At 69.9% G+C, this 19,669-nt stretch carries 15 protein-coding genes; 4 read left to right on the top strand and 11 right to left on the bottom strand.

The window, feature by feature from the left end:
* Positions 1-85 precede the first annotated feature (85 nt).
* The 6 genes from mptB (FHR82_RS34270) to FHR82_RS34245 form a co-directional block, all read right to left on the bottom strand.
* The gene (gene mptB / locus FHR82_RS34270) at positions 86-1,549 is read right to left on the bottom strand and encodes a polyprenol phosphomannose-dependent alpha 1,6 mannosyltransferase MptB (RefSeq protein WP_184814767.1); all 1,464 of its coding nucleotides are present in this window, start codon (positions 1,547-1,549) and stop codon (positions 86-88) included.
* Positions 1,539-3,092: a polyprenol phosphomannose-dependent alpha 1,6 mannosyltransferase MptB gene (gene mptB / locus FHR82_RS34265; RefSeq protein ID WP_184814766.1), complete on the bottom strand. Its 1,554-nt coding sequence runs from the start codon at positions 3,090-3,092 to the stop codon at positions 1,539-1,541. Before mptB (FHR82_RS34265) ends, mptB (FHR82_RS34270) begins: the two co-directional genes overlap by 11 nt.
* A gap of 142 nt (positions 3,093-3,234) precedes the next feature.
* Positions 3,235-4,860 (bottom strand): dipeptide ABC transporter ATP-binding protein, encoded by a 1,626-nt coding sequence (locus tag FHR82_RS34260; protein ID WP_184814765.1) that lies wholly within the window; start codon positions 4,858-4,860, stop codon positions 3,235-3,237.
* Position 4,861: 1 nt separating this feature from the next.
* Positions 4,862-5,776, bottom strand: coding sequence for an ABC transporter permease (locus FHR82_RS34255; protein WP_184814764.1), 915 nt, complete (start codon positions 5,774-5,776; stop codon positions 4,862-4,864).
* The gene (locus FHR82_RS34250; protein ID WP_184814763.1) at positions 5,773-6,798 is read right to left on the bottom strand and encodes an ABC transporter permease; all 1,026 of its coding nucleotides are present in this window, start codon (positions 6,796-6,798) and stop codon (positions 5,773-5,775) included. The genes FHR82_RS34255 and FHR82_RS34250 overlap by 4 nt, the downstream gene beginning before the upstream one ends.
* A gap of 21 nt (positions 6,799-6,819) precedes the next feature.
* A complete protein-coding gene (locus FHR82_RS34245) occupies positions 6,820-8,706 on the bottom strand; it encodes an ABC transporter substrate-binding protein (protein ID WP_311771413.1) in 1,887 nt (628 codons plus the stop codon).
* A gap of 102 nt (positions 8,707-8,808) precedes the next feature.
* Between FHR82_RS34245 and FHR82_RS34240 the strand changes: the two genes are divergently transcribed.
* Both FHR82_RS34240 and FHR82_RS34235 read left to right on the top strand, forming a co-directional pair.
* On the top strand, positions 8,809-9,636 hold the full coding sequence (locus tag FHR82_RS34240) for a M55 family metallopeptidase (protein WP_184814762.1): 828 nt from the start codon (positions 8,809-8,811) through the stop codon (positions 9,634-9,636).
* Positions 9,629-10,939, top strand: coding sequence for a M20/M25/M40 family metallo-hydrolase (locus FHR82_RS34235; protein WP_184814761.1), 1,311 nt, complete (start codon positions 9,629-9,631; stop codon positions 10,937-10,939). Before FHR82_RS34240 ends, FHR82_RS34235 begins: the two co-directional genes overlap by 8 nt.
* Here FHR82_RS34235 and FHR82_RS34230 read toward each other — a convergent pair.
* Positions 10,892-11,656 carry a GNAT family N-acetyltransferase gene (locus FHR82_RS34230; protein WP_221464651.1) on the bottom strand — a complete coding sequence of 255 codons (765 nt, stop codon included), beginning with the start codon at positions 11,654-11,656 and terminating at the stop codon, positions 10,892-10,894. The two genes, FHR82_RS34235 and FHR82_RS34230, sit on opposite strands and share 48 nt — an antisense overlap.
* Before the next feature lie 145 nt (positions 11,657-11,801).
* On the opposite strand from FHR82_RS34230, the gene FHR82_RS34225 reads away from it, so the two are divergent.
* Complete coding sequence (locus FHR82_RS34225) at positions 11,802-12,206, top strand: DUF6232 family protein (protein ID WP_184814760.1); 405 nt, start codon at positions 11,802-11,804, stop codon at positions 12,204-12,206.
* A 28-nt stretch (positions 12,207-12,234) separates the two neighbouring features.
* Here FHR82_RS34225 and FHR82_RS34220 read toward each other — a convergent pair whose 3' ends face one another.
* Both FHR82_RS34220 and FHR82_RS34215 read right to left on the bottom strand, forming a co-directional pair.
* Complete coding sequence (locus FHR82_RS34220) at positions 12,235-14,091, bottom strand: ABC transporter ATP-binding protein (protein ID WP_376706464.1); 1,857 nt, start codon at positions 14,089-14,091, stop codon at positions 12,235-12,237.
* 72 nt (positions 14,092-14,163) lie between these two features.
* Positions 14,164-14,985 (bottom strand): SCO6745 family protein, encoded by an 822-nt coding sequence (locus tag FHR82_RS34215; protein WP_184814758.1) that lies wholly within the window; start codon positions 14,983-14,985, stop codon positions 14,164-14,166.
* 56 nt (positions 14,986-15,041) lie between these two features.
* Here FHR82_RS34215 and FHR82_RS34210 point away from each other — a divergent pair, with 56 nt between their 5' ends.
* Positions 15,042-18,344 carry a GH92 family glycosyl hydrolase gene (locus tag FHR82_RS34210; protein WP_184814757.1) on the top strand — a complete coding sequence of 1,101 codons (3,303 nt, stop codon included), beginning with the start codon at positions 15,042-15,044 and terminating at the stop codon, positions 18,342-18,344.
* A 70-nt stretch (positions 18,345-18,414) separates the two neighbouring features.
* Here FHR82_RS34210 and FHR82_RS34205 read toward each other — a convergent pair whose 3' ends face one another.
* Entirely contained in the window at positions 18,415-18,942 is a 528-nt protein-coding gene (locus tag FHR82_RS34205) for a hypothetical protein (protein ID WP_184814756.1), read from the bottom strand.
* Between the two features lie 26 nt (positions 18,943-18,968).
* Positions 18,969-19,667, bottom strand: coding sequence for a hypothetical protein (locus FHR82_RS34200; RefSeq protein WP_184815112.1), 699 nt, complete (start codon positions 19,665-19,667; stop codon positions 18,969-18,971).
* Positions 19,668-19,669 lie beyond the last annotated feature (2 nt).

The following is a 19,669-nucleotide window of genomic DNA, read 5'->3' as shown; positions in this document are numbered from 1 at the left end:
CTTAGGCAGTCGGATGGCTGCATGTCAAGTGATGAACACGCCGCTGCCCCGCGGGGCGACCTTCACCAGTCTCGACCCGCGGCCGCTACGCGCGTGCGGCCGGCCGCACCAGCGCGTAACCCGCCCACGCCGACAAGGCGATCGCCGCGATCATCAGCGGCCACTCGTACAGCAGCTGCTCCCCCGACGCCGAGTACGGCGCCACCATGAACACCGACACCCCCGCCGCGACCGCCAGCCACCTCGGCTTCCACGGCAGCGCAGCGCCCAGGGCGAGCGCCCACGTCAGGTACCACGGCAGCATGGTCGCCGACAGCACCGCGACCAGCAGCAACGCGATCGCGGCACGCCGCACCGCGTCCGGCCCGCCGGCACGCGCGAGCCACCACTGCCGCACCACCAGCACGACCAGGACCACCAGGCCCAGGATGCGGGTCACGGTGACGAACGGGTCCCGCGACACGTCCACGAAGATGCCGACCAGCCCGTGCACCAGCTCGCCGAGCGCGGTCGGCGGCGACAGCCAGTTCACCAGCCGGGACGACGCGTTCACCATCGTCAGCCAGCCGAGGTTCACCCACGCCGCCAGCGAGACGACCGCGAACACCACCACGAACACCCCGAGCGCGCACGCCGTGGCCCGCACGAAGTTCCGCCACCGCGTGGACGGCAGGCGCGCCGCCCACACCCACACCAGGAACGGCAGCGCGATCCCGGCACTCGCCTTCACCGCCACGCCGAGCGTGACCACGGCGATGCCCAGCACGTGCCTGCGGTCCAGCACGAGCAGCGTCCCGGCGGCGAGGAACCCGATCATCAGCAGGTCGTTGTGCGGCCCGCCGACCAGGTGCACCACCGTCAACGGTCCCGCGAGCAGCAGCCACGCGGCGACCGGCAGCTTCCCGCCGAGGTGCCGCACCAGCCCGGGCAGCGCCCACACCAGCAGCGCGAGCCCCGCGACCTCGATGAGCCGGGTGACGACGATGCCCGCGTACACGTGCGAGCCGACCAGCCACACCGTGCCCTTGGCGAGCAGGATGAACAGCGGCCCGTACGGCGCGGGCGTCCCCTGCCAGAACGGGTGGACGTTGCCGAGGATCTCCGAGGAGTACCCCAGCACGGTCGGTGGCACCGTGAACGGGTCGAACCCCTGCAGCGCCACCGCGCCCTGTGCGAGGTAGGAGAACACGTCGCGGGTGAACAGCGCGGGCGCGAACAACATCGGCACGGTCCAGCACGCGGCCGCGACCAGCACCGACCTGGTCCGCACGCGGTCGGTGAGCACCAGGCGCCCGAGCCGGATCCACGCCCACGCCAGCAGCCCGTAGCCGAGGTAGGTGACCAGCTCGGCGAGCATGTGGCCGTGGCCGTAGTTCAGCCAGTCGAGTGACCCACCGAGGAACGGGTGGCGCACCGAGCCCGCAGCGGCAGCAAAGCTCGCGAGCAGCAGGACGACGCTGCCGACCGTGCCGAGCACGATCGTGCCCCTCGGGTGCGGGGGCGCGTGCGGTTCCGGGTCGGCCGCTTTCTCGGCCGTGTCAGCGCTCAACGCCCGTCCCGCGCAGGAACGGATCGCGAGCGGGGAAGAGGTTCAGCGGGTCACGGCGCAGCAGCGACAGCCCGGCGAGGATCGAGATGCCCGCGGCCAGTGTCATGAACAGCCAGTCGTAGAGCAGGTCGTCACCGGCCGGGGTGTAGGTCAGCACGAGGAACACGTTGAACGCCACCAGCACGGCGAGCTGGCGGCGCTCCCAGCGCAGCGCGGCGGCGAGGACGAAACCCCACACCAGGTACCACGGCAGCGTCGCGGGCGACAGGACCGCGAACGCGAACAGCGCGATAGCGGCGCGGCGGATGGCATCCGGGCCGCCGTCGCGGGCCAGCCACCACTGGCGGACCAGGATCCACAACAGCAGGATGCCGCCGACCACGCGCATGACGGTCACGAACCAGACCTTCGGCGCCTCGACGAACACCCCGACGAGCCCGTGCAGGATCTCCCCCGCACCGGTCGGGATGGACAGCCAGTTCACGATCGCGGTCGGCGCGTCGAGCGCGGAGATCCAGCCCAGGTTCACACCCGACACGACGGTGGCGGCCGCGAACGTCACCACGAAGATGCCCACCGAGGCGGCGCACGCCCGGGTGAAGTTGCGCCAGCGCGTCGACTCCAGGTGCCCGGCCCACACCCACACGAGGAACGGCAGGGCCACGCCCGCGGTGGCCTTCGTGGCGACCGCGAGGGTCACCACGATCATGCCCAGGACGTGTTTCCGGTCGAGCACCATCACCGTGCCGATGGCCAGCAGGCCGACCATGAGCACGTCGTTGTGGGGTCCGCCGACCAGGTGCACGACGGTCATCGGCCCGGCGACCGCGAGCCACAGCGCCACCGGGAGCTTGCCGCCGAGGTGGCGCACCAGGCCCGGCATGGCGATGACCATCAGTGCGACGCCGACGACGAGGCCGAGCTTCATGAGGACGACACCGGCGATCATGTTCGTGCCGGTGATCGAGATGACGCCCTTGGCGAGCAGGATGAACAGCGGCCCGTACGGCGCCGGGGTGGCCTGCCAGAACGAGTCGACGTTGTCCACGACCGGGTCGACGTCCAGGATGCCGGGGCCGACCGAGTAGGGGTCGTAGCCGTGCAGCGGGAGCGTCCCGTACGCGATGTAGAGGTAGGCGTCCCGGGAGAACACCGGCGGCGACAGCAGCATCGGGATCGTCCAGCACGCGGCGGCCACGAGCACCGGGCGGGCACCGACCCGGCCCGCGAGCACGTGCCGGCCCAGCAGCACCCACGCCCACACGACCAGCGCGAAGCCGGTGTAGAGGACGAGGGTCGCGAGGATGCGGCCGTGGCCGTAGCGGATCCAGGACAGGGGGCCGCGGCCGATCATCGGGTCCTGCGCGAGGATCGCGCCCGCACCAAGGGCGCTCGCGAGGATCAGCAGGCTGCCGATGGTGCCGAGCGCGATCGTACGCACCGGGAGCGCGGGCGCGCTCCGAACCGGTGCGGGCGCTGGGGTCGCGTCTTCTACGGTGCTCACTGCGGGGGGCACCCCGTGGGCGTCGGTGGTGGTTGACATGGCGGTCTGAGATTACACAGGCGGGTTGGTCCGTTCGTCGGAACGGTGGCGTTTCCGCCGACGAGGCGTGCCGGACGCGACACCCGGGGTAGCGATCTTGGTCGCCGCCCGGTCGTGGCCGGGCGGCGACCAAGAGGGACCGTCACCCGCTCGCGAGGTCGGTTTCCTTCGGCTGGGTGGTCGGGAGCGCGGCCAGGAGCGACCGCGTGTAGTCGTGCTTGGGGTCGTTCAGGACCTCGTCCACCGGCCCCACCTCGACGAGCTCACCCTGGTACATCACCGCGACGCGGTCGGCGATGTTCCACGCCAGGCCCAGGTCGTGGGTGATGACCAGGGCGGCCAGGCCGAGGTTGGCCCGCAGCCGCAGCAGGAGCGCCAGGATCTCGCCCCGGACGGACGCGTCCAGCGACGCCACCGGTTCGTCCGCGACCAGCAGCTTCGGCTCGAGCGCCAGCGCGCCCGCGATCACGACGCGTTGCCGCTGGCCACCGGAGAGCTGGTGCGGCAGCAACGGCATGAACTCCTGCGGTGGCCGCAGTTCCGCCGCGTCCAGCGCCGCCGCGACGTGCTCGCGTTCGTCGCCGGGGACCTTGTGGATGCGCAGGCCCTCGGCGATCGACTCGTACACGGAGTGCCGGGGGTTCAGCGCGCTCGTCGGGTCCTGCAGCACGAGCTGGACCTGGCGCCGGTACGCCTTGAGGCCGCGCGTCGAGCGCGGCACCGGCTTCCCGTCGTAGGTCACCTGACCCGATGTGGGCTCCTGCAGCCCGAGGATCGTCCGCGCCAGGGTGGTCTTGCCGGAGCCGGACTGCCCGACCAGCGCGACGATCTCGCCGCGCCGCACCGACAGGTCCACGCCCGCCACGGCGTGGGTCACACCACGGGTGCGGAAGGTGACGTGCAGGTCGGAGGTCCGCAGCAGTTCGTCGCCTGGCGCGGGGACGGCGTCCGGCAGCGTGGTGGACGTCGCCGGTGCGTACCGGGACCCCGGGTCGCCGACGGTCGGGAACGCGGCCGCCAGGGTCTGGGTGTGCGTGTGCTGGGGGTTCGTGATCACCTCGGCCGAGAGGCCCTCCTCGACCAGCGAACCCTGGTACATCACGGCGAGCCGTTCGCACGTGGACGCGAGGACCGCCAGGTCGTGGCTGATCATGACCAGCCCGATGTCCTTCTCCGCGACCAGGTCCGACATCAGCGCCAGGACCTGGGCCTGCACGATCACGTCCAGCGCGGTGGTCGGCTCGTCCGCGATCACCAGGCGGGGCTCGCACGCGAGGGCCATCGCGATCATGACCCGCTGCTTCTGCCCGCCGGACAGCTCGTGCGGGTACGAGTCGCCCTTCTCCGCGGGCAGCTCCACCTGCGCGAGCAGCTCGTGCACCCGCTTGCGCAGCGCCGAGGCCGAGTACTCGGTCTTGCTGTGCAACTCGATCGGCTCGGCGATCTGGTCGCGGACGCGCTGCACCGGGTTCAGCGCGTGCATGGCGCCCTGGAACACGATCGCGGCGGAGGTCCACCGCACGGCACGCAGACGGCCCCACTTCATCGTGGTCACGTCCTCGCCGTCGAGGAGGATCTCGCCGCTGATGTCGGCGTTCGGCGGCAGCAGCCGCAGCACCGACATGGCCAGCGTGGACTTCCCGCAGCCGGACTCCCCGGCCAGCCCGAGTGTCTCGCCGGCGTCGAGCGTGAGGTTCACGCCCCGCACGGCCTCAACGCCCCGGTTCCGGTACCGGACCGACAGGTCCCGCAGTTCGAGCAGCGGCACGTCAGCCCTCCCGCAGTCGTGGGTTCAGGACGGACTCGAGAGCCCGCCCGCACATGGTGAACGCCAGTACGACGATGCCGATCGCGATGCCGGGTGGCAACAGGTACCACCAGGCGCCCGCGATGATCGCCGAGTCGAGCCACGCCGAGCGCAGCATCGAGCCCCACGACGGCCGCATCGGGTCCGGGTCACCGAGCCCGAGGAACGACAATGTGGACTCGGCCACGATCGCGGAGCCGACGGCCAGGGTCGTGTTCACGAACACGAGCGGCAGGACCGCGGGCAGCACGTGCTTGGAGATCACGTGGAAGTGCCCGCCGCCAAGGGCTCTCGCGCGTTCGATGTACGGCCGCGCCTCGATCGTGAGCGTCTGCGCGCGGACCAGCCGGGCCGCGGACGGCCACGACGTCAGCCCGATCGCGAGGATGATCGTGCCGATGCCGCGCTCCAGCACGGTCGACAGCGCGATCGCCAGCACCAGCGACGGCAGCACCAGGAAGAAGTCGGTGATCCGCATCAGGCCTGCGGACACCCAGCGGCCGTAGTGCGCGGCCAGGATGCCGATGATCGTGCCGATCGCGACCGACAGCAGCGTCGCGACGAACCCGACGGTCAGCGAGATCCGGGCGCTCCACAGCGTCAGCAGCAGCACGGAGCGGCCTGGCCGGTCGGTGCCGAGCAGGAACTCCCAGCTCGGCGACTCCATCCGGTCGCCGGTGGCCTTGGTGACGTCGAGGCCCTCGCGGTCGGTGATGACCGGCGCGAGGATCGCGAGCAGGACGATGACGGCGAGCAGCCCGAGCCCGACCAGGCCGGCGCGCTGCTTGGCGAACTCCCGCCAGCCCGCGGTGAACGCGGCACCGCGGCGGCGCCAGGCCAGTGCGCGTGGGGATGGCTGGTTCTTCGGCACTGTCATGCCGCACGCACCCGGGGGTCGAGGACGCGGTACAGCAGGTCCGCGAACACGTTCATGACGATCACCGCACCTGCCAGCACCACGAAGGTGCCCTGCAGCAACGGCAGGTCACCGACGCGGAGCGCGTCGTAGGTCAGGCGGCCGAGGCCGGGCCAGGAGAACACGGTCTCGACGCTGATGGCGCCCGCGATCACGAAGCCGAGGTGCAGGAACACCAGCGTGACCGTGGGCAGCAGCGCGTTGGGCACGGCGTGCTTGCGCCGCACCTCGTCGTCGCGCAGGCCCTTGGCCCGCGCGGTGGTGAGGTAGTCCGCCCCCATCTCCTCGATCAGCGACGACCGCATCACCAGCTGGTACTGCGCGTAGGTGACCGCGACCATCGTGATCGTCGGCAGCACCATGTGGTGGGCGATGTCGAGCGCCTGGGAGAAGAAGTCGGGCGGGGTGTCGGAGTAGACGATGCCCGCCGTCGGGAACAGCCCGGTCGTGGCCGCGAGCAGGAGCATGCCGAGCCAGAACGTCGGCGTCGACCACAGGGCGAGCGCGACACCGGTGGAGATCCGGTCGAACCGGCTCCCCCGCCGCCACCCCGACCGGGTGCCCATCCACAACCCGAGCGCCACCGAGATCAGCGTGGACACGCCGACCAGCAGCACCGTCGGCCAGAACCGCTCCTCGATCTTCTGCCACACCGGCACGCGGTACACGTACGAGTCGCCGAGGTCGCCGCGCAACAGGTCGCCGACGTAGTTGACGAACTGCTGCCACAGCGGGAGATCGAGGCCGTACTGGTGCTTGAGGTTCGCGATCATCTCCGGGGTCGCCGGGCGGCCGCGGAACATGGTCGCGACCACGTCTCCCGGTAACGCGCGGAAGAGCAGGAACCCCAGCACGATCACGAGCGCGAAGCTGACGAGGCCGCCGCCGATCTTCGTCAGCACGTAGCGGAGGGCTCCGCCACCACGGGTGGGTGGCGGAGCCTCTGCCAGTGCCTCCTCAGTCGGGGTGAGGATGTCCGACACAGTTGTCCTTACTACTTATTCTTATTCGCGGTCGTCGGCCGTCTTGCGGCGACCGCGGGCGACCAGCAGGCCGACGACGAGCACCACGACGAGTACGCCGCCGACGATGCCGAGGATGAGCCCCGTGTTGCTGCTCTCCTCAGCCGCCGCGTCGGTGGTGTCCTCACCGGACTCGGTGCCCTGGCTGCCGTCGTACACCGGTACCGGGCCCTCGCCCTTCGGCGTCGCGCCGAGCAGGCCCCAGTAACTCTGCTGGAACATGATCACGCCGCTGCCCGTGGGCTGCTGGGGGAACCCCTCGAACTTGTCCTTCCGGAACGCCTCGAGGGCGTTGTCGTAGCCGAAGATCACCAGCGTGGCCTCGTCGTACAGCAGCGCCTGCATCTGCTTGACGATGTCGATCCGCTTGCTCCGGTCGAACTCCGACAGCTGCTTGGCGTACAGCTCGTCGTACTCCTCGTTGCACAGGAACGAGTCCGGCGTGGCGCCCGTGCCGTCGGCGTTCGGCCGGTTGGCGCACGTCTGCAGCGACAGCACGTAGTCCGGGTCGGGGTTGGCGCTCCACCCGGAGATCGCGAGGTCGTACTCGCCGCGGGTGGTCTCCTCGTTGACCTGGTTGTCCGATTTCGGCTCGATGGTGACCTCGATGCCGATCTCCTTCAGCCAGCCCTTGATGAACGGGCTCGCGTTCTCGTCGATGTCCCGTTCGGCGTGTGTGAGGAGCCGGAGGTTGAGCGGTTTGCCCTGTTTGTCGAGCCGGACGCCGTCCTGGCCCTTCTTGTAACCCGCCTCGTCGAGCGCCTTGTTCGCCGCGTCCAGGTCGAACTTCCGCACCTGGTCACCGGTCGGCTCCCACGCGAAGTCCTTGAACATCGGCGGGATGTAGCCCGCGGCCTCGGTGGCGTAGCCGCTCCACACCTTGTCCACGAGCGTCTTGGTGTCGATCGCCTGGGCGATCGCCTGCCGCAGCTTGACGTCCTTCAGCGCGGGGTTGCCGTTGCCGATCGGGGTGCCGTCGTTGGTGGCGGCGCCCGGGTTGATCAGCAGCTCGTTGAACCGGCGGTTCTGCGCGTTGTTGAGCTGGATGTCCGGCTCGCCCTGCAACGCGTCGTACTGGGTCGGCGTGAGCGGGTTGATCAGGTCCACCTCGCCGCTCTGCAGCGCGGACACCGCGGCGTCCGAGTTGCTGTAGTAGACGAAGTGGATCTCGTCGACCTTGGGAGCCCCGCGCCAGTAGTTCTTGTTGGCCTTCATCTTGGTGAACTGGGCTTCTTTGAATTCCGTGATGTAGTACGGCCCGTTGCCGACCATCGGGAACTCGGGCGCGGCGCTGATGTCGGACATCTTCGACCACACGTGCTCGGGCACGATCGGGATGTCGAGGGCGTCCATCGTCGCCTGCGGGACCTTGGTCTTGATCTTCAGCGTCCAGTCGTCGGTGGCCGTGACCGACTCCCACTGCGTGATGTAGCTGCCGTTGGCGGTGCGGGCGGTCTCGTCGTCCAGCATCTTCTGGAACGTCCAGGCCGCGTCCTTCGCCGTGACCGGCTTGCCGTCCGACCACTTCACGTCCTTGCGGATGTGGTAGGTCCAGGTCAGCTTGTCCTCAGAGGTCTCCCACTTCTCGGCCAGCGCGCCCTCGGGGGTCATCGAGCCCTGGCTGTAGGTGGTCAGGAACTCGAACTGGGACCGCAGGATGCTCGTGCCCATCAGAGTGATGGACATGAACGGGTTGAGCGTGTCGACCTCCCGGCTGACCCCGATCCGGAGTACCTTGCCGTCCTGGCCGCTCGTCGCCTCGGCTGCCCGCGCTGGGGCCGGCGACGCGCTGGCCGACACCGCTACAGGTGCCGTGACCAGGGCAGACGCCATTAGGGTGACACCGAGCGCCAGTAGCCTCGATCTCACGATGATCACCTCTTCCTCGTAAGTTGAGAGGAAGTAACCACCTATGGGGGCTTGAAGTCAATCTGTGTCGGCAACGTGTGCCAAGACGTAACGTGTGCAGTTGTGCGGATCATGATTTCAGCCGACATGGAAGGCGCCAGCGGCGTCACGTGGACGGCGGATGTGCAGGTCGGAACGGAACAATGGCAACGGTTCCGGACCATGTTCACCAGCGATGTCAACGCGTGCATAGCCGGGTTGTACGCGGGCGGTGCCACCGATGTGCTGGTGAACGAGGCGCACTCCAGTCAGCGCAACGTGCTGCTGGAGGACCTCGACACGCGGGCGCGGATGCTCACCGGCAGGCACAAGCCGCTGTCGATGATGCAGGGCATCGACTCGGGCATGGACGGGGTGGTGTTCCTCGGCTACCACACCGGCGCGGGTGTCGAGGGCGTCCTGTCCCACACCTACCTCCCCAACCAGATCACCGGCGTGTGGCTCGACGGGGTCCACGCCAGCGAGGGCAGGCTCAACTCGGCACTCGCCGCCGAGCACGGCGTGCCGGTACTCCTGGTCACCGGCGACGACCTGACCTGCGAGGACGCGAACGACTACGTGCGGGACGCGCAGACGGTCGCGGTGAAGGAGTGCGTGAGCCGGTACGCCGCGATCTGCACCCCGCCGTCGGTGACCGCGGCGGCCATCGAGGCCGGGTCACGGGCGGCGATGGCACGGGCGGGACGTTTCGCCGGGTCGATCAGCGGGCACCGTATCGAGGTCGAGTTCGACGCCGCGCACCTGGCGGCGGCCGCCGCCGTGGTGCCCACGGTCGAGCAGCTCGACGTGCGGCGGGTCGGCTTCGACGCGGTGTCGATGACGGAGGCGATGAAGGCGTTCAAAGTGGTCACCGCGATCGCGAGCGGGGCCGTGGAAGGTAGCTATGGGTGAGTTGGCGGTAGAGGAGCTGTGCGCGGAACTGATCAGGTTCGACACCACGAACCTCGGCGACGGCAAGTCGCTGCTCGGCGAACGCGCGATCGCCGAGTTCGTGGCCGCGCACCTGACCGACGTCGGCCTCACGCCGGCACTGCTGGAACGGGACCCGAAACGCTCGAACGTGGTGGCCAGGGTGCCCGGCACCGACCCGGCGCTCGCGCCGCTGCTGGTCCACGCGCACCTGGACGTCGTGCCCGCGGACGCGTCGGAGTGGTCGGTCCCCCCGTTCGCGGGAGAGATCCGCGACGGTTACGTGTGGGGCCGTGGTGCCGTCGACATGAAGGACATGTGCGCGGCGCTCCTCACGGTGCTGTCGCGGTGGTCGGCGGCGGGCATCCGGCCGCGGCGCGACATCGTGCTGGCGTTCGTGGCCGACGAGGAGGACAGCGGCGAGTGGGGTGCGCACTGGCTGGTCGAGGAACACCGTGACCTGTTCGCCGACTGCGCCGCGGCGATCGGCGAATCCGGCGGGTACACGGTCCGGACCACCCACGCCGACGGTCACGAGGTCCGCCTGTACCCGGTGGCCACGGCCGAGCGCGGCACCGCCCACATGCGGCTGACCGCGACCGGACGGGCCGGTCACGGTTCCCGCCGCAACGACGACAACGCGGTGGTCACCCTGATCCAAGCGCTGTCCCGGCTGGCGTCCCACCACTGGCCGACACGCCTGACGCCCGCGGTGCAGGCGTTCCTGGAGCGAGCGGCACCGGCGCTGGGCATCGAGGTCGACTGGGGCGACATGGACGTCACGCTGCACCGTCTCGGTTCGGCCGCGAAGGTCATCGAGAACACCGTCCGCAACAGCACCACGCCCACGGTGCTGTCCGCGGGCTACAAGGTGAACGTCATCCCGGGGGTGGCGTCGGCGCTGGTGGACGCCCGGGTCCTCCCGGGCAGCGAGGGCGACCTGCTGGCGGAGATCGACCGCATCGTCGGCCCTGGCGTGCGCCGCGAGTTCGTGCAGCAACAGCAGGCGGTCCAGGCGCCGGTGGACACCCCGTGGTTCGACGCGATGGCGGAGTCGCTGCGCGCGTTCGACCCGGAAGGCATCGTGGTGCCGTTCTGCATGGGCGGCGGCACGGACGCCAAGGCGTTCGTGCGGCTCGGGATCGACTGCTTCGGGTTCGCGCCGCTGTTCATCCCGGCAGGCCACGACCACAAGCTGATGGCCCACGGCGTGGACGAGCGGGTGCCGGTGGAGGGCCTACGGTTCGGGGTGAACGTGCTCGACAGGTTCCTGTCCACGGTGTGACCGGTAGTGGTACCGGGAGGTCTCGGTGAACCCGGCCTGCCGGTAGAGCGACAGCGCGGCCGTGTTCTCCGCGCGCACGTGCAGCCAGGCCCGCGTGATCCCACGCGCCCGGCCGGCACGCAGCAGCCCGGAGAGCACGGCCGCGCCATGTCCACGCCGCCGCGCGGAGGGACGTACCGCCATGCAGTACACCCCGCCCCACTCCCCGACCAGCGCCAACCGCCCGACTGCGGCGACCCCGCCGGAGTCCCGCACGGTGGCGTACACGGCGGCCCCGCCAAGAAGGATCTTGCCTGCCACGGCCAAGGCGGACTGATCACCACGCCCGTCCACCTGCCACCAGAGGTCAAGCCACTCGTCGGAGGGCACGTCGCTGATCTCGACCCCGTCTGGCCCTGGCACGGCGTCAGCTGCCACGGCGTGCACGGCAGCGACCTGGATGGACGTGGGTGATCCGAACACGTAGCCACGCGCGGCGAGGACGTCGTCAAGCCCAGCGGGCGCGGCGGAAGGCCCCAGCTGGAACACGACCGGCAACCCACGAGCGGCGTAGAGCCGCTCGACCCGGTCGAGAGCGGCTTCCAGATCACCAGGCTCTCGCAACGGCACCACGGAGTTGGCCCGCTGGGTGACCCCACCGGAGAACCGGGCCACCCAGCCGTCGACCTCGACCTCCTCGAGAGCGGGCCACCCGGCGCGCATCAGATCGTCAAGCACATTCACAGAGTAATCATGCGGTCCACCGTATAACCATCCACAGGTCAGAAGTGTGACAGAAAACGTGCGCCGACCACGGGAACGCGTCCCCGAGCTAGCCTCGGCTCACGAGGGGAGCACTCGCATGTCCATCACACACAAGCCAGTGGAAGTCCGCCTGGACAACGGAACCCTGTGGATCGGCACCGACGCCTACCCGCTGCACACCATCACGAGGGTCACCACCACGGAGGCGGACCCCGAACGCAGAGCTGCGGTCAGAAACTACGCGATCGCGGCGACCTCGTGGCTGTTCCCGGCGACCCTGGCGTCGGCCGTGACCCTGAAAGCCATCTCGGCACTGATCACCATCACCGCGCTGGCGTGGTTCACGCTGAGAACAACCACCCTGATCAAGTACCTGAGCACCACCCAGCACGTACTGATCATAGAAACGGCGACGACCCGGCACCGAGCGCTGGCCAGCACCGACAGAAGGCCGATAGAAGACCTCGCTTTCAGAATCATGGACGCACTGAACCAACCCCCGGACCGCATAAACCAGCCCTGACGTACCCGGGCGAAGTCGATTACGGGAGTCACACCCCGGCGAACTGCGTCCGATACAACTCCTCGTACCGCCCCTCGGCGGCGAGCAGGGACTCATGAGTCCCCCGCTCCACAACACGCCCACCCTCGACCACAAGAATGAGATCAGCAGCTCGCACAGTGGACAGCCGGTGCGCGATGACCAACGCCGTCCGCCCGGACAACGCCTCCGCCAGCGCCTCCTGAACCGCCAACTCGGAGGTGGAGTCCAGATGGGCGGTGGCCTCGTCGAGGATCACCACCCGGGGCCGGGCAAGCAACAGCCGGGCGATCGTCAACCGCTGCCGCTCACCACCGGACAACCGGTATCCGCGCTCCCCCACGATCGTGTCCAGCCCATCGGGCAACGACCGCACCAGGTCGGCCAGCCGCGCCCGCGACAGCACCTCCCACAGGTCGGCCTCGGACGACTCCGGTGCCACGAACAGCAGGTTCGACCGCACCGACTCGTGGAACAGGTGACCGTCCTGCGTCACCATCCCCAGCGAGTCCCGCAGCGACCCGAACGACAGGTCCCGCACGTCCACACCGGACAGCCGCACCGCACCGGCGTCGACGTCGTACAACCGCGGCACGAGCGACGCGATCGTCGACTTCCCCGCCCCCGACGACCCGACCAGCGCCACCAGCTGCCCCGGTGCGGCCCGGAAGGACACGTCGTGCAGCACCTCCACCCCGCCCCGCGTGTCGAGCTTCGCCACCTCCTCCAGCGACGCCAGCGACACCGCCGACGCGGCCGGGTACGCGAACGACACGTGGTCGAACTCCACCGACACCGGCCCAGGTGGCAGGGTGACCGCGCCGGGCTTCTCGTCGATCAGCGGCTTGAGGTCCAGCACCTCGAACACCCGCTCGAACGCCACCAGCGCGCTCATCACCTCGACCCGCGCGCTCGCCAGCGACGTCAGCGGCGCGTACAGCCTGGTCAGCAGGAACGCCAGCGACACCACCGCGCCCGGCTCCAGCGAGCCGGCGAACGCGTACCACCCGCCGAGTCCGTACACGAGCGCCAGCGCGAGCGCCGACGACAGCGTCAGCGCGGTCACGAACACCGTCTGCACCATCGCCGTGCGCACGCCGATGTCGCGCACCCGCGCGGCCCGCTGTCCGAACTCCCTCGACTCGTCCAGCGGCCGCCCGAACAGCTTCACGAGCGTCGCGCCCGGCGCGGAGAACCGTTCGGTCATCTGCGTGCTCATCATCGAGTTGTGGTTCGCGGCCTCGCGTTCCAGCCGGGCGAGCCGCGCCCCCATCCGCCGCGCGGGCACCACGAACACGGGTAACAGCACCAGTGCCAGCAGCGTGATCTGCCAGGACACCCCGAGCATCACGGCGAGCGTCAGCGCGAGCATCACGACGTTCGACAGCACCCCGGACAGCGTGTTGCTGAACGCGTTCTGGGCACTGATGACGTCGTTGTTCAGCCGCGACACCAGGGCACCCGTGCGGGTGCGCATGAAGAACGCGACCGGCATCCGCTGCACGTGGTCGAACACCGCCGTGCGCAGGTCCAGGATCAGCCCCTCACCGATCCGCGCCGACAGCCACCGCGCGACCAGCCCCAGCGCGGCCTCCACCACGGCGATCACCGCGATCAGCACCGCGAGCACGACCACCACCCGCAGCGAGGACCGCGCGACGATCGCGTCGACCACCCACCCGGCGAGCACCGGCGTCGCCACCGCCAGCACCGCGGTCACGACGCTGAGCAGGAGGAACCACGTGAGCAGCCTGCGGTGCGGCTGGGCGAACCGGCCGATCCGGCGCAGCGTCGCCATCGAGAACGGACGACGGTCGTCCGTCCTGTTCATCGTGTTGTACAGCGACATCCACGCTGTGGTCTCCATGTCCATGACGCCACCCTCGCACGAGACACCGACAATTCCGGCGCGACGCTAAGGGCTGGACCTTGGTAGAGGTCAAGCCGGACGCGGGAGGCCGATCGGGTTCCCGTCCGGCAGCACCCCGGAGTCCCACACCGCGGCGGCGGCGGCCGAGAGCACCTCGACCACCTCGTCGACCGGCACGGACTCCTGCCACGCCGCGGCGTCGGTCAGCTCCTCGACCGACTCGAGCACGTCCGCACCGGTGACCGTCAGCCCGTCCTCGTCGAGCAGTTCCCGCGCCACCAGCGACTCCCGCCCAGCCGCCCACTGCTCCACCGACCACCCCCGCGCCTGGCGCATGGTGTCCGGGTCGAGCCTTTTCGCCACGGTCTGCAGGTGCAGGGCGTCGAGTCCGGACAGGCCCGCGGTCACCAGCGCCGCGACATGCCCGTCGCCACGCAGTTCCCGCAGGGTCGTCGCGAGCTGCCACACCGCCGCGACCGGGTCGTCGGACAACGGCACCGCCGCGTTCGCCGCCCCCAGCGGGCGCCCGGTGCGGTCGCACACCGCGGCGTCGAGCAGCGACACCGCGGCCGCGCACGCGTCGGCGGACACCCCCATCCCCCGCAGCACGTCCGCCGACACCGAAGCACGGGTCACGAGGCACGTCTCCGCCGACGCCCGCGACCAGGCCGAGGGCAGCGACCGGCCGACCATCCCGGGCTCGAATCCGGCGAACATCCCGACCACGGGCGCCGCGCCGACGGGCCCGAGCGGCGCGGCGCGGAACGCGAAGTAGGTGTCCCAGAAACCCTTCAACCCGATTTCTTTGCCCGCGGCGCGGACCTCGGGCGCGAAGTACACGACGGCGTGCAGGGGTTCGACGACGGACCAGAGGAGACGCGCGGGGTGCATACCGGCATTCTGCACCCAATAGGATCACGGCCCTCCGACTCGTGATCAGGAGCGCAATGAGCAGTCCGGGCTTCTTCTCGTCGTTCGAGAACACCGACCCGCCCCTGACCTGGATCGATGCCACCGACCTCGACCAGAGCGGCGAGCCGAGAGCCGAGGGCGCCACGATGAGCACACGCGAGGGCGGCGGCCCCGCCAAGCCGGCGACCGCGAAACCCGGTGTGGGGTTCACCGGCCTGCGCGCCCTGCGCTACCAGGGCAGCCACAGCGCGCGCGGCCCGGCGAGCGTCACCAACAAGTTGTTCCTGCTCGACCTGCCGATCGGCGCGGACACCGAGCTGTCGTACGTGATCTTCCCGGAGCTGAGCGGCGAGGACCTGCGCTTCCCCAGCACGTACGTGGCGCTCGACCTCGCGTTCTCCGACGGCACCCTGCTCAGCGGCCTGGGCGCGTCGGACCAGCTCGGCTTCCCGTTGACCGCACCCGGCCAGGGCGAGTCGAAGGCGCTCACGCCGAACCAGTGGAACCAGCGGGTGGTCCGGCTCGGCGGGGTCGCGCAGGGCAAGGTCGCGGTCCGCGCCCTGCTCTCCTACGCGAGCCCGCACGGTCCCGCCGACTTCTCCGGCTGGCTCGACGACGTCACGATCGCCGACCGCCCCGCACCGGCGACCCGGCCGCGGCCGGTCGACTACGTGCTCACCACCCGAGGCACGGACTCCACCAAGGCGTACTCGCGGGGCAACACCATCCCCGCCACCTCGGTGCCGCACGGCTTCACGTTCTGGACGCCGGTCACCGACGCGGGCGCGAAGGACTGGCTGTACAGCTACCACCGGCACAACAACGACCGGAACCTGCCCGCGATCGAGGCGATCTCCGCGAGCCACCTGCCGAGCCCGTGGATGGGCGACCGGCAGACGTTCCAGGTGCTGCCCTCCCCGGCGGCGAAACGGCCGAGCACCCGGCGGCGCAGGCGGGCGCTGACGTTCCGGCACGGCAACGAGATCGCCCGCCCGCACCACTACAGCGTGCGGTTCACGAGCGGCATCACCGCGGAGGTCGCGCCGACCGACCACGCCGCGTTGATGCGGTTCACGTTCCCCGGCGAGGACGCGAACCTGGTCTTCGACAACATCACCCGGCACGGGCGGCTCGCCATCGATCCGGTGGCCGGCACGATCACCGGGTACTCGGATGTCCGGAGTGGACTATCCGAGGGGGCGGGCAGGCTGTTCGTGTACGCGACGTTCGACCGGACGATCTCCGCCACCGGGCGGTTGTGGCGCGGGTTCTCGCGCCGGGTCAGCGGGTTCGTGAAGTTCGAGCCGGACATCGCCGGGCCGACGGTCGTCACCATGCGGATCGCCACCTCGTTGATCAGCGTGGCGCAGGCGAAGAAGAACCTGTGGTTGGAGATCGCCGACTCGGACACGTTCGAGTCGGTGCGTGACCGGGCCGCCGACGCGTGGGACGAGCTGCTGTCCCGGATCTCGGTGGACGGGGCGTCCGAGGACCAGCTGATCACGTTGTATTCCAACCTGTACCGGCTCTTCCTCTATCCCAACCGCGGGCATGAGAACACCGGTACCGACGAGGTGCCTTCGATCGCCTACGCGAGCCCGGTGGCACCGGACGCCCGCAAGGACACGCCGACACACACCGGGAAGACCGTCCAGGCGGGAAAGGTCTACGTCAACAACGGGTTCTGGGACACCTACCGCACGGTGTGGCCCGCGTACGTGCTCCTCACCCCGAACCATGCGGGTGAGCTGATCGACGGGTTCGTGCAGCAGTACCGGGACGGCGGCTGGATCGCCCGCTGGTCCTCCCCCGGCTACGCCGACCTGATGACCGGCACCAGTTCCGACGTCGCGTTCGCCGACGCCTACCTCAAGGGCGTGCGGAACTTCGACATCGAGTCCGCCTACGAGGCCGCGCTGCGCAACGCGACCGTCGCCCCGGATCGGCCGGGCGTGGGGCGCAAGGGTATCGACCGGTCCATCTTCCTCGGCTACACGCCCACCACGACCGAGTTCGGTCTGTCGTGGACGCTCGAGGGCTGCGTCAACGACTTCGCGCTCGCCGGGCTCGCCCACGCGCTCGGCGACACCGAGAACCACGAGTACTTCCTCGACCGGGCGCAGGGGTACGTCCACTCGTTCGACCCCAGCACCGGGTTCTTCCAGGGACGCAAGGAGAACGGCCGCCTGCGGCACACGCCGCAGCAGTACGACCCGCGGGCGTGGGGCGGGGACTACGTCGAGACGAACGGGTGGAACACCGCTTTCAGCGTGCCGCACGACGGCGTCGGGCTCGCGAGCCTGTTCGGTGGTCTGGCCGCGCTTGCCGCCAAGCTCGACGAGTTCTTCGCCACGCAGGAGACCGGGCGGGCGCGGGGGGCCTACTGGAAGACCATCCACGAGATGCTCGAGGCCCGGGATGTCCGGATGGGACAGTACGGGCACAGCAACCAGCCTTCGCACCACATTCCGTACATGTACACCTACGCCGGGGCGGCCTGGGCCACGCAGGCGAAGGTCCGCGAGATCCTGGCGAGGCTCTACGCGGGCAGCGAGATCGGGCAGGGCTACCTCGGCGACGAGGACAACGGCGAGATGTCCGCGTGGTGGTTGTTCAGCGCGCTCGGGTTCTACCCGTTGCGGGTGGGCAGTCCGGCATACGTGATCGGGTCGCCGTTGTTCACCCGTGCTGTGGTGCGGATGGACAACGGCAGGTCCCTCGTCGTCAACGCGCCGGGCAACAGTCCTACGAATGTGTACGTGCAGAGCCTGTCCATCAACGGGAAGCCCTGGGACAGGGTGTACGTGCCGCACTCGGTGCTCGCCGACGGGGCTGTGCTGGACTTCCGGATGGGACCCTCACCCTCCACGTGGGGGTGTGGGCCGGATGCTCTGCCGCCGTCGCTCACCGGCGTCGGCGCGGTGCCTCGGACCATGCACGACATCACGTGCACGGTCGACGGTTCGGGAGAGGGCAGTGACGGGATCAACGTCGCGCCGCTGTTCGACGACAACTCCCGCACGCAGGTCACGTTCCGCACGTCCACGCCCTGGCTCGCCTTTCGGTTGCCCGGTGAGGGGGCGATGGTGCGTTACTACACGCTGACCTCGGGTGTCCGCGGTGACGATCCGCGGTCGTGGACGTTGCGTGGGTCCGACGACGGTGCGGTGTGGACCGTGCTCGACGAGCGGGCCGGGGAGGAGTTCCGGTGGCGGCGTCAGACCCGGCCGTTCTCGGTGGCCGACCCCGGCACCTATCGGCAGTACCGGCTGGACATCACGGAGGGGTCCGGGTTCTCGACCGTGTCGCTGGCTCAGGTGGAGTTGCTCGCCCGCTGATTCCCGGGGCGTCCGGTCCGCACAAAAAGGGCGGCTCCCGTTCGGGAGCCGCCTCTCTTGTTGTTGTCGGTCAGGCGCGACCGGTGCGGGAGGCCTCGTACTGCTTGGCCGGACCGCCCAGCGACATCACCAGGGTGATGATCGGCATGACGACGAGCAGGATCGACACGATGCCGCCCTGGAAGGCCGCCAGCCAGATGATGCACAGCAGGATCTGCAGGCCCGCCGCGATGACCAGGATCTGGCCCGCGGTGCCGCTCAGGGCCTTGACGCCGCCCCAGATCAGCAGGCCCGCGCCGGCGAGGCCGACGATGGCCAGGATCCACAGGCCCGCCAGTGCGCCCTCGTTGACGTCGATGCCGCCGATCGTCTCGGCGTCGTCCATGGCGCCCGCGAGGGCACCGAGGCCGATCATGAGGATGACCGAGCAGATCAGCGTCAGACCGGCCTGGACGAACGCCAGCACCGCGGCCGTGGTCACGGTGCCGGGGCGCGTGATCGGGCCGCTGCTGTACTCCGGCGGTGCGGGCGGCATGGCGCCGTAGCCCTGCTGGCCCTGGTTGAAGTCGCCGGGCTGCTGCCCGTACGGCTGTGACATTTCTTTACCCCTCTCGCGCGCGGACCCTAGTGCCCGCGACGTGACTGCAGGAATTGTGTCGTGCCGGCGCCCAGCGACAGGACGAGGCTGATCACCGGCATGATGGCGAAGAAGATAGCGCTTGCCACGACCATGCCCGTGCCGTACTCGGCACCTTCGACCCCTCGGGTCTGCACGGCGAACATGACGATCCAGTAAAGGCTGATCGCGATCTCGAGTGCCGTGCCCGCGATCATGAGGGTCCTGGACTTCCCGCCCATGATCTGGACGCCACCCGCGATCAGCAGCGCGGCACCGATGACCTGCGCAACCACCGCGATCCACAGAAGACCGGCGTCGTCCGCGCCCGCCTCCAGCCCGACGAGGACCGACAGGAAGAGCACGGTCGGGATCAGCGTGATGCCGGCCTCGACGTAGTTGAGGACCGCCGCCGCGGTGACCACGCCAGGGCGTGGGATCGGGCCACCGCTGTACTCCGGCGGCGCGCTCGGCATGGCGCCGTACGGGTACGCCTGCGCGGGCTGACCGTAGGGCGGGCTCTGGGCGGGCTGGCCGTACGGCGGGCTCTGCGGGTAGCCCTGGGCGGGCTGGCCATAGGGCGGGCTCTGCGGGTAGCCCTGGGCCGGTTGCCCCTGGCCAGGCGTCTGGGGGTATCCCTGGGGGTATCCGCCCTGGGGATAGCCGCCGCCCGACGGGTCGGGCTGCTGGCCGTATGGCTGTGTCATCG

Source organism: Actinophytocola algeriensis (assembly GCF_014203735.1).
Taxonomy (GTDB): domain Bacteria; phylum Actinomycetota; class Actinomycetes; order Mycobacteriales; family Pseudonocardiaceae; genus Actinophytocola; species Actinophytocola algeriensis.
Note: the sequence above shows the minus strand (reverse complement) of the source record. Positions and strands in the feature narration are given on the sequence as shown.